Here is an 11031-nt window from a genome sequence, read left to right on the forward strand (position 1 = left end):
ATATCACCATTTCCCCCAATCTAATCTAAAGAAATCTTAAAGATTTAAAGGGATGGGTTACCCCATCCCTAAATTAATATATAAAATGTGCTTCCCTTTTTGTATTCGCTCTCTAACCAAATCTCCCCATTATGCTTATGAATAATTTCCTTTGCAATATACAATCCCAATCCTATAGATTCTTTCCTAGCATTTTTTCCTTTATAGTATCTATCAAAAATGTGTGTAATATCTTCTTTTTGTATTCCTATTCCATTATCTTTTATGGATATTTTTACTTTATCATCTTCTAAAACAGTGGAAATTTCTATGCTTCCATTTTCTTCAGTATATTTAACAGCATTTATAATTATATTTTCAATGGCACGATATAATTTTATTCTGTCCACTTTTTTATAGATTTCTACTTTTTCATCTAACTTTAATGAGAGTTCAATGTTTTGGGGCTCTGCTTTGAATGCTGTATCTTCCACTATACTTTTTACAAAATTATTTATATTTACTTCTTCTTTAACTAGAATAAGCTTCCCATCTTCAAGTCTAGATAATAAAAAAAAGTCATCCACAAGCTCATTTAAATATTTTGTTTTTTCATATATTCTTCTTATATATTTTTCTTTGTCTTCTTCGCTCTTTACATTTCCATCTATAATAGCCTGAGCGTACCCCATGATTACTGTTATAGGTGTTCTCAAGTCATGAGATATATTGGTCATAAGACTGGTTTTATGACGATTCGCATCTTCTGCTTCTTTTTTTGCTATTACTAATTTTCTAAAAGTTGTGTATCGATAGTATATTAATATGAGCACTATTAATGTAAGTATCAAAATTATAAATATGAGTTTTTTCTCATTAAGATTATTTTTAGGCATAATTAGCGCCTTTTCATAAAGCTCGTTATAGTTTATACTTTCAATAACTTTATTAATGATAGGAATTAGTTCGCTGTACTCCTTTCTTACAGCCATATGAATTTTATTCTTTTCTTTTAATTCACCTACGATTTTAATATTTTTAGTAGTTCCCTCTTCTCTGTAGCATGTAAAAACTGGAGTCTCACAAATAGTATAATCTGTTTTTTTATTTGAAACGTATTTTAAAGCTTCTTCCATATTTTCTACTTGAATAATTTCAGCATTAGGATTCTCTTTTAAAATTCCATCTATAACCCAGTATCCTCTAGGTACCACAAAACTTTTTTTATTTACTTCAGCTATACCATTAACTAATTTTTGATTATCTTTATGTCCAAGTATAACTTGAGTCATTTCAATATAATGTTCTGAAAACTCAAGATACTTTAATCTATTTTTTGTTTGTGCTACAGCTGGAAGAATGTCAATCCTTTTTTCACTGGTACTTCGTAATATTTCATCCCATGTTTCCTTCGCTGAATTTTTATACATTTTAAATCTCAATCCTGTTAATTCACTTATTAGTTTTATAATTTCTATTCCCATTCCACTTGGATTTCCATCTTTATCAATGTATTCTATTGGAATATAATCTTGAGCTACTCCTACATTAATATCCCTATTTTTATGTTCGTTAATCCATTTTAGCTCTTCATTTGTAAATATTTCTTGATTAATATTTATTGTATTACTTTTGATAGTCATTTCCTTAGGTTCCTTAGTCTTAATAACCAATAAAACTACTATACATAACAATATTGTAATCGTTATTACAAAATTTCTTTTCAATTTCTTACCACCTTCATTTCATTGAATCCTTTATCATCATATCTCCTTTTTATACAAGAAAAACAATTTTATAGCATTTTTTGATATAATTCTGCTTAAATCTTTGTCTATTATACCAATAATGTACATAATATGATAATATAAATATATAAACTTATCAAGGTAGGTGATAGAGTTACTTTTTAGTAACTAGTTCATATGACAGAATACAATATACTCATTGTTGATGATGACCCAGATATTATTGAAGTTATTAAGCTTTATCTTTCCAATTCCAGATATAATATACATACTGCTGGTAATAGTAAAGAAGCTTTACAAAAAATAGGGAATTTTAATTTTCATTTAATCATATTAGATGTAATGCTGCCTGACATTCAAGGAACTACTCTTTGTCAAGAAATTAGACAGTATATATATTGTCCTATCATCTTTATTAGCTGTATTGACGAGGAAGAGTATATACTGAATGCACTACATATGGGAGGAGACGATTACATACGAAAACCTTTTAATCCAAAAGAATTGGTTGCACGTGTAAAATCTAACTTAAGAAGAGTAGAGTATGACCAGACTCCCCAAATAACTAATAATAAACAATTATTTGCTAAAGACTTGGTAATTGATGTAGAAAAGTTTACGGTCATTAAGAATACTAAGGAAATCCTGTTATCTCCCTTAGAATTTGACATTCTTTTGTTTATGGTACATAATCCTAACAAAACACTAAGTTATTCGGAAATATATACCCATGTATGGAAATCCGATTGTTTAGGGGATACAAGAACTTTAATGGTTCATGTTAGTAATCTAAGAAAAAAAATAGAGGCTAATAGTACAACAAAATATATACAAACTGTAAAAAAGAAAGGATATATATTCTCAAATCATATAATCTCTTAAGTATAACGTGAAGTAGTTAGAATAATAATCTTTATTAACTTTAATAAACAAAAAGACCATGAAGATTTTAGCAATCATTGCTCTCTTCATAGCTTTTTGTGTTAAAGTTAGAAAAGCTCGTAATAATAACATTTCTCCCAATTATTTAATACTCTATAGACTAATATTCCTTTTAAATCCCACGTATGTGGCCACAAAATAAATAGAGTAAACTACTAAGAATAGAATCAATGTTGCTCCATAGAAGGTAAATGTAGTTGCTTCAAGCTGTGTTCCTCTTAAAAGCTGTTGATTTAACTTCATTGAAATAGTGAAACTAACTATGATAGGAATTACTATTGGGAACATGAAGTAAATTAACAGTTGCTTAAACACCAATTGATTTCGTTCCTTCTCATAGAGACCTAATTGGTTTAATATCCTATATCTATACTTGTACTTTGCAGAATCACTTAACTGTTGAACCGCTAACACTGTAAATGCAACACATGCAAATACCAATGCAACATAGAAAATAGATGAAACCACTGTGATAATGGCTGCCTTAACCTCATAATCAAGCCCTCCATTTTTCACCATAATATTGTCGTAAATCATATAGACACTATCTATTCCCATACCATGATCGATTTCGTAATCTCTATGACCAGAACTTGCCCATTTATCTGCATCCTGTAATATATAATTCTTAAGATTTTTATAAAGTTTTTCATTAGATTCCCTTTTCGTACTTGCTGCATACTGTGAATAATATACTTCCATTTCACTTACTGCTTCATCTGGTACTACCAATATAAATCCAGCACCATTTTGTCCATTTTGCGAAAAATTCTCTGAATAAACTCCCTTGCATGAATAAGTTATATTATCTATATCCATTGTTGGATTTTTTTCAATATATTGAATATAAGAATCTGATGCAGAAGAAACCGCATGAATCAAGAACTCATTATCACTAAGGGTTATTTCATCCAGGCTTAGAAGTCTTCTTAAAACATTATAATCGCTTACTTTCAAATAGGTATCATATTGAAAATACCCACCTGAAATTTCATTCGCAACTAGTACATCCGTGTACGTACTAGTTGCCCCCTTATAAATACCATAAACAATACTTTCCTTTATCCAATCGTTTTCATCCATATAAGCAGATACATCTTCAAATTTTTCATCCTGATTAAGCACTGAAATACACACATCAAAGGGAACATACTGCTCTATTTCATCCTTGAAACTACTTAATCCAACTGCGTAATTGCTGCTCAGTAAGGTTAGAGTAAATAGTACAGCTAAAGTTCCCATTGTAAATCCCATTGTATTAATCTTAGAGGATAGTTGACGGAATAGAAAAATATTAGTTTTCTTATATTTAAGAACTTTAGATTTTGAAAATACCATAACCATAACACCTGATATTCCCATATAAAAGCTATAGATAAAAAATACCACACAAATCAGAGTAACAATAACAGGTGCACCTTTCAGTGCTACAATTCCTGCAATTAAAGATAGTACAAACATAACGCAGCTTTTCTTAATGTTTTTGATTTTAATTACATCATTCTTTTTATCTACGTAAAGTAAATCACATATCTTCATTTTCTTTAGCCTTCTGTTGTTTTTTAATGTAACCAAGAACATGATTGCACCATAGTAAAGAATTGTAAGCAATAATGCCTTAATATCAAATCCTATAACAATATTAAAATCTTTTCCAAAGAAGGCCGTAACAACAGCGGTGAGTAATTGGAATATAAAACTCCCTAGAATAACACCAAAAATAAAAGAAATTATCCCTAACAAAATATTTTCACAAAGAAAGAGTTTGGATATTTTTTTATTTTCCATACCAAGCAATAAATAGGTTCCAAATTCTTTACTTCGTTTATCAAGCATGAACCTGGTCATATAGTTAATAAGCCAGGCAATAATAATTACAACAATAATAGAAAAAAGGACAAGTAAAAACATATAGTCTGTCATATGACTATTCATTCCGAGAATCATATCAGAAAACATCATAGAATTAAATGCAAACATTAAGGATACAACGATTGTAATAGTTATAATATAGATAAAATAATCCTTAATAGATCTTTTTACATTACGATATGCCAATTGGGTTAGCATGGTTAGAGCCACCTCCTAGCAGAGATAAAACATCTAGAATTTCACTATAAAACTGCTGTCTGGTTTTCTCTCCTCGTACTAGTACATTGAATATTGTTCCATCTTTTAAAAAGAGAATCCGCTTACAATAACTAGCAGAAAAAGGATCATGCGTAACCATCAAAATGGTTGCCATTAGCCTTTGGTTCATAGTATTCATAGATTCCAATAACATCTGTGCAGATTTTGAATCAAGAGCACCAGTGGGTTCATCTGCCAATATAAGTTTTGGATTATTAATTAATGCCCTTGCACATGCACATCTCTGTTTCTGTCCACCAGATACTTCATATGGAAATTTCTTTAGTATCTGAGATATACCCAATTGATCTGCTATTTTTTCTACCTTACTGTCAATTCCATTTGCTTTAGCATTGTTGATTGTTAAAGCCAAAGAAATATTCTCTTCAATGGTAAGTGTATCTAGTAAATTAAAATCCTGAAATATAAATCCTAAGTTCTCTCTTCTAAAACCTGCAAGTTCTCTATCTTCAATTTCTGTAATATCAGTATCATCATAGTAGATATGTCCAGCAGTTACTGTGTCAATAGTTGATATTACATTCAGCAAGGTTGTCTTTCCAGAACCTGAAGCTCCCATGATTCCTAAAAACTCTCCTTTTTCTACACCAAAACTGATATTTTCTAATACTTTAGTGATATTCCCCTCATTCCCATAGTATTTATCAATATTACTAATTTTAAGAATCTCATTCATGTTCATTCATATCTTCCTTTCAAATAATATAAGCTGCATAATCAAGCTTTACAGTTACATTCTTGTCAAAACTTAAGCTTATCTTAATTATAGAAGGAAATTCATAATTCTTGTATCTAACAGGATTACATTTATCTTTCAATTTTGCAAGATAAACTCTCCCCTTGGAAAACTAATTGTAATCTTCGTATATTTATCTATTTCAGATTCTGCATATATCTCTAATCCAAGTTTATTGCATAGCTTTTTACTTAGATACAACCCCATTCCTGTTGACTTCTCTGTTTTCCTTCCATTACTCCCAACAAAGTTTTTATCAAAGATTCTATTAATCTCACTTTCTTTTATTCCTATTCCATTGTCTTCAATAACCAATACTGTTCCATTCTTCATCTCTTCTGTATATATCCTTATCATAGAATTTTCAGGTTTCTTATATTTTACTGAATTGACCAATAACTGATTTACTATAAATTCCAGCCATTTGCCATCTGTGCAAACATAGGTGTTCTGGCATCTTTTTTCTATCTGAATGCCGTTCTGAATAAAAAACTGTATATTTTTACCAATTGTGCATGCTACAAGCTTATCCATATCTATTTTCTGTACCATATAATCTTTCCAGACCTCATTGGATCTGGCATAATAAAGAGCTTTCTCCACATCATTTTCCATTTTTCTGAGTTCTAAAAGAATCTTTCGGGTTACATCTGTCTTATTGTTTTCACACATTAACTGAATTGATGCTATTGGCAGCTTCACCTCATGAATCCAGCTTTCAATGTATTCTTTATATTCCTGCCTATCATACTTAATACCATTCACCTGTTCTGTCATGGATTTTAAAGCTCTTCTTAAGATTGAAACATACTCTTTATCTTCTAATCGATATGGTTTTTCAATCATCTCAGAAATTAAGTACTTCTGCTCTAATAAATCTAACTTAGTCTTAATTCCATTAAAATATTTTTTCCTACTTATGTAATTGATAATAGTATATCCGATGAACACAATTGACCACGCTGCTAAAATAAGAGCAATTACCTCTAGATTATTTCCCATTGCATACAAAAACACCGATAAGGCTAGTCCACATGATATGTTCAGTAAAATGATTCCAATTTTATCTTTCAAATAATCTCTAAAGTTCATATTTCCTCCAAGTATAGATAATAATCAATAAGTATGCCATGTAACTACATCATACTTTATATCCTAACCCTCTTTTTGTTTCTATAAAATTCATTGCACCAATTTGCTCCAATTTCATTCTTATTCTTCTTATATTCACACTCAAATTATTATCATCAATATACATTTGGTTGTTCCAAAGATATTCAATAATCTCCACTCTAGGTATAATTTTGCCTGTATTATGAAACAAATAATACATTATTTTCAATTCATTTCTCGTTAATTCTACGGATTTGCCATTATATTCAATGATTCCAGTTGCTATATTTAATTCAAGATTTTTATATATAAATGAATGGCCTTCATTATTTGAATTTCCATAAACTCTCTTTAGTACTGTAGAAATTCTAGCCAATAACACAGCTGAATTATAAGGTTTTGAAACATAGTCATCTCCACCCATATTTATACAATTAAGTTCATCCATTGATGTGTTACAGCTAGTGACAAATATAATTGGAACTTCAGAAAAAGCACGGATTTCCATGCATATTTTTAGTCCGCTAGTTTCTGGCAGATTAACATCTAATAAAATTAAATCTGGGTTTTCATTTTTAAATGTATTAACAACATTCGTAAAATCAGTCACTTCAACAACTTCATACATCGCATTATGCAATAATACTATCAATTCATCCCGGATGCTTTTCTCATCCTCAACAATCATAATTTTAAACATTCACATTCACCTTGCTATATTTATTTTATATCTTGTTTATTATCTTAGTTACTAACCTCACTTCACTTTGTAAAATATTACTGAATTGTATTCAAAATAATATCTTTATGTAATATTCTATAAATTTCAAATCATTCCCTCTAAATTCCGTAGATATTCTAATATTTTTATATTTTTAATTAATATATAATAATACCCGTTATTTTCTAATATTCAATTTATAAATCACAATAACACAGTGAAGTTTTAGCCATAACTCAATTGACTAAACAAACCTCCTACAATACTACTTTGCAAATAATATCAGGAGGTTTTGAGATAATATATTATTGATCAATTCTAAAATTATTTTACTGTTGTTTACCATACTACTTAGTTCTTCTTTACATTAATGATCTATTGATTAAGAATAAAATTTTATCTAATGAATCTTTATTTATCTTTTCTTGTTCATATTTCACTTTGTCTATCTTTCTTTGAATACTGTCTGCTCTATAATTCTTACTTCTTTCTAATTTCATGATTGTTCCTCCTTATTACTTATTCTTATTTACATTCCGTAAATTCTTATTATGTGAGCTTTTCTTTCTTGCTCATACTTTACTTTATCTATCTTTCTTTGAATACTGTCTGCTTCGTAGTTCTCGCTTCTCTCAAGACTCTTCTTCATTCTTAGTAGTTTCATAACTTCGCCTCCCTTAACTCTTAATCTTATAGTTATTTAAGTTTAATCTTATTGAACTCTTATAGTACAACATATGCACTTTGCCTAATTTGTGTTACTAAATTTCAAAATTATTTAACTTTTTTTATTTTTCTAATCAGTTAATTGAATTTGTAAATTTTTTTGTACTATAATTAAATTATGGAATATACTATTAATATAAGAGACTTTTGTTCAAAGATTTTAACATTAATATACTAAAAAATAATAGTTTAAGGGTGTGAAAAAATGAGTGCTACTATGGGTGAAAAAATTAAACGACTAAGAAAAGAATTAACCCTCACTCAATCTCAACTTGCTGGTGATGAGATGTCCAAAAGTATGTTAAGTCAAATTGAAAATAACGTAGCAAAGCCTTCAATGAAAACACTTAAGTACATTGCTTCAAAATTAAACAAACCAATATCATACTTTTTAAATGATGAAAATATTGAAAATTCAAAACCAATTGAACTTCCAATAGAATTGATAAATATGAAATTAAAAAATATTGATGAATTCCTTAAAAATATAAATGGTGAAAAAGCAAAAGAAGAAACTGAGAAATTATTAGAAGAGTATAATTTTAATAAAAATAGTAAGATCTATGCGGATGTTATTTATAGATTAGGGGGAAGTTTAAATTTATTAAACAAATTTGATGAAGCTGAAGATTTAATCAATAAATCAATCAAAATATATTTAGATAATAATCTCTATATCAACGCTGCTAAAACTTATCTAGAATTAATAGACCGTCACTGGGATGTATTTGACTACGAAAAGTGCCTTAAATTAACAAAAGAAGCAAATGAAATATACAATAAATCTAGTACAAAAGATACTTTTTTTGAAATTGAGCTCCTCTACATGAAGTCTATAATGTATTCTACTCTTGCCGATTTCAAAAAAACATTATCAGTACTCCAAGAAGCCATAACACTATCAAATGATGAAAAAACCTATTATAAAATAGATGAAATATATAAAATTTATGCACTTATAAATTTCAAAGAGGGCGATTATGAATCTTTCAAATATAATTTAAATAAAGCAAAGCAGTATGCAGAATTTACCGAAAATAAAAAAACACTTTCTATTATTGAATATAACTTAGCCGAATATGAAAATGAAATGTTCAATCCCTATTCAGCTCTTGAACATTTAGAACGTTGTTCAACAGAATATAATCGAAAAGATCATTGGGTTCAAATAGAAAAAGCTAGATCATTTTATCTTCTGAAAGAATATGACACTGCACTGAAAATTATAAAAAAAGCTGATTATCCTTCAAGATATAAGCACAGACTTGATTATCTAAATATATGGAAAGGCAAAATTTATGAAGGACTTATTTTAAACAAACTTGGAAACTCCTCAGAAGCAATAGAATCAATAAATGAAGGTATTAAAAAAATGGAATTTTTCTCAGATTCCAAAGAACTTGCTTTTGCTTATAAATCATTAAGTGAAGTTTATGGTGAAATGAAAAACTATAAAGAAGCTTACATTTTTTTGCAAAAGGCTGTTAATATTGAAGATTCTTTAAAATTTTTACGATTAAAAAGCAGCAATTGAAACCATCTTTACAATGAATAAAACAATTTAATAATAATTGCATAAGAATATGATATGGAGCTAGGATTAACCTAGCTCTATATTAAAAATATCAAAATATTTGAAGTCAGGATGTTGAAAAAGTCCAATCTCATCGTCACTAAGACTCGCTGTGCTGCTCGAGTACTATTTGTACACTGCGCTGCTCGCTCATCTTGTTCCTTGACCTTGGGCTTTTTCAACGCCTGAAATTCTTAAGACAGAAAACAGAGTAAAAACAATATGTTATACTTTGTCAACAAACTCACTTCAAAATATTTGAAGTCTTTTGTTGCCAATATGTTTAGCAATTAAAAAATTTATATTTTGTGCAAGCTGTGTACACTTCTCCTGATTCATATACTTTACATGGAAAACTTGGTTGATTTATTGCATCAGGATAATCTTGAGTTTCCAGACATACACCAAGATTTCTTTCAGATTCTCTACCTCCACTTAATATCAGCTCATCCCCCATTTGGTTTGATGCATATATTACAACAACTGGTTGATCCGTAGAAATCTCCATACCTCTTCCACTTTTTTCGTCTTCTAATTTAATTTGAGCAATCTTACTCTTATTAAATACCCAAGGATGATCGTATCCACCACAATTTAAGAGTTGCTCTTCCTGTTTGTTTATATCTTCACCGATTTTCTTTTCTTCAGTAAAATCAAACACTCCACCTTTTACATCAGCAATTACTCCAGTTGGTATTGTTTGATCGTCTACATATATAACATTGTCAGCCTTTAATGTTAATTTATGATTTAAAATATTATCTTTTAAATTTCCACTTAAATTAAAGTAAGTGTGGTTTGTTAAATTGATCAGTGTTTTTTTATCACTCACACCACTAAACTTTATTTCAAATTCATTTTGGTCTGTTAATGTATAGGTTACTTGAGTTTTTAAATTTCCTGGGAATCCTTCTTCACCGTCAACACTTAAGTAATTCAATACTAAACTAACACTATCTTCATCAATTAAATTTTTTGTATCCCAAATAGCTTTATCAAATCCCTTGTTTCCACCATGAAGGTTATTCACACCGTTATTTTGAGCAAGTCTATATTCCTGGCCATCTATTTCAAATCTCCCCTTTGAAATTCTTCCAGCAGATCTTCCTACTATACATCCGAAATAGGGTGATTGTTCCTCATATTCACTAATAGTATCAAATCCTAAAACAATATTTTCAAATTTTCCATCTTTACCAGGTGTAATTATCTCCCTAATAATTCCACCGTAGTTTAAAACTTTAACTTTGATGTTATTTTTATTGATTAGTTCAAATTCTAAAACTTCTTCACCACTTTTAAGTTTTCCAAATACCGATTTCTTTATAGTTTTCATATTATC

The 11031-nt window shown here is 29.0% G+C and carries 11 protein-coding genes; 2 read left to right on the top strand and 9 right to left on the bottom strand.

Features of this window, described 5'->3' with window-relative positions; genetic code table 11:
* Window positions 1-68 precede the first annotated feature (68 nt).
* Entirely contained in the window at window positions 69-1706 is a 1638-nt protein-coding gene (locus KDK92_RS01285) for an ATP-binding protein (RefSeq protein WP_250857228.1), read from the bottom strand.
* A gap of 198 nt (window positions 1707-1904) precedes the next feature.
* On the opposite strand from KDK92_RS01285, the gene KDK92_RS01290 reads away from it, so the two are divergent.
* Window positions 1905-2609: a response regulator transcription factor gene (locus tag KDK92_RS01290; protein ID WP_250857229.1), complete on the top strand. Its 705-nt coding sequence runs from the start codon at window positions 1905-1907 to the stop codon at window positions 2607-2609.
* Between the two features lie 153 nt (window positions 2610-2762).
* Here the strand turns inward: KDK92_RS01290 and KDK92_RS01295 are convergent, their stop codons facing one another.
* The 7 genes from KDK92_RS01295 to KDK92_RS24380 all read right to left on the bottom strand — a co-directional run bounded on the left by KDK92_RS01295 (window position 2763) and on the right by KDK92_RS24380 (window position 8054).
* Window positions 2763-4739 carry an ABC transporter permease gene (locus tag KDK92_RS01295; protein WP_250857230.1) on the bottom strand — a complete coding sequence of 659 codons (1977 nt, stop codon included), beginning with the start codon at window positions 4737-4739 and terminating at the stop codon, window positions 2763-2765.
* Window positions 4714-5496 carry an ABC transporter ATP-binding protein gene (locus KDK92_RS01300; RefSeq protein ID WP_250858603.1) on the bottom strand — a complete coding sequence of 261 codons (783 nt, stop codon included), beginning with the start codon at window positions 5494-5496 and terminating at the stop codon, window positions 4714-4716. The genes KDK92_RS01295 and KDK92_RS01300 overlap by 26 nt, the downstream gene beginning before the upstream one ends.
* Window positions 5497-5515: 19 nt before the next feature.
* Window positions 5516-5638 carry a hypothetical protein gene (locus tag KDK92_RS24375; protein ID WP_276575853.1) on the bottom strand — a complete coding sequence of 41 codons (123 nt, stop codon included), beginning with the start codon at window positions 5636-5638 and terminating at the stop codon, window positions 5516-5518.
* The gene (locus KDK92_RS01305) at window positions 5635-6648 is read right to left on the bottom strand and encodes a sensor histidine kinase (RefSeq protein ID WP_250857231.1); all 1014 of its coding nucleotides are present in this window, start codon (window positions 6646-6648) and stop codon (window positions 5635-5637) included. Before KDK92_RS01305 ends, KDK92_RS24375 begins: the two co-directional genes overlap by 4 nt.
* 49 nt (window positions 6649-6697) lie before the next feature.
* The gene (locus tag KDK92_RS01310) at window positions 6698-7369 is read right to left on the bottom strand and encodes a response regulator transcription factor (RefSeq protein ID WP_250857232.1); all 672 of its coding nucleotides are present in this window, start codon (window positions 7367-7369) and stop codon (window positions 6698-6700) included.
* Window positions 7370-7752: 383 nt separating this feature from the next.
* Window positions 7753-7890 (bottom strand): hypothetical protein, encoded by a 138-nt coding sequence (locus KDK92_RS01315; protein ID WP_250857233.1) that lies wholly within the window; start codon window positions 7888-7890, stop codon window positions 7753-7755.
* A gap of 29 nt (window positions 7891-7919) precedes the next feature.
* The gene (locus tag KDK92_RS24380) at window positions 7920-8054 is read right to left on the bottom strand and encodes a hypothetical protein (RefSeq protein ID WP_276575854.1); all 135 of its coding nucleotides are present in this window, start codon (window positions 8052-8054) and stop codon (window positions 7920-7922) included.
* 279 nt (window positions 8055-8333) lie between these two features.
* Here KDK92_RS24380 and KDK92_RS01320 point away from each other — a divergent pair, with 279 nt between their 5' ends.
* Complete coding sequence (locus tag KDK92_RS01320; RefSeq protein WP_250857234.1) at window positions 8334-9650, top strand: helix-turn-helix domain-containing protein; 1317 nt, start codon at window positions 8334-8336, stop codon at window positions 9648-9650.
* Window positions 9651-9972: 322 nt separating this feature from the next.
* Here the strand turns inward: KDK92_RS01320 and KDK92_RS01325 are convergent, their stop codons facing one another.
* Complete coding sequence (locus KDK92_RS01325) at window positions 9973-11025, bottom strand: aldose epimerase family protein (RefSeq protein ID WP_250857235.1); 1053 nt, start codon at window positions 11023-11025, stop codon at window positions 9973-9975.
* Window positions 11026-11031 lie beyond the last annotated feature (6 nt).

This window comes from Oceanirhabdus seepicola (genome assembly GCF_023684385.1).
Lineage (GTDB): Bacteria > Bacillota > Clostridia > Clostridiales > Clostridiaceae > Oceanirhabdus > Oceanirhabdus seepicola.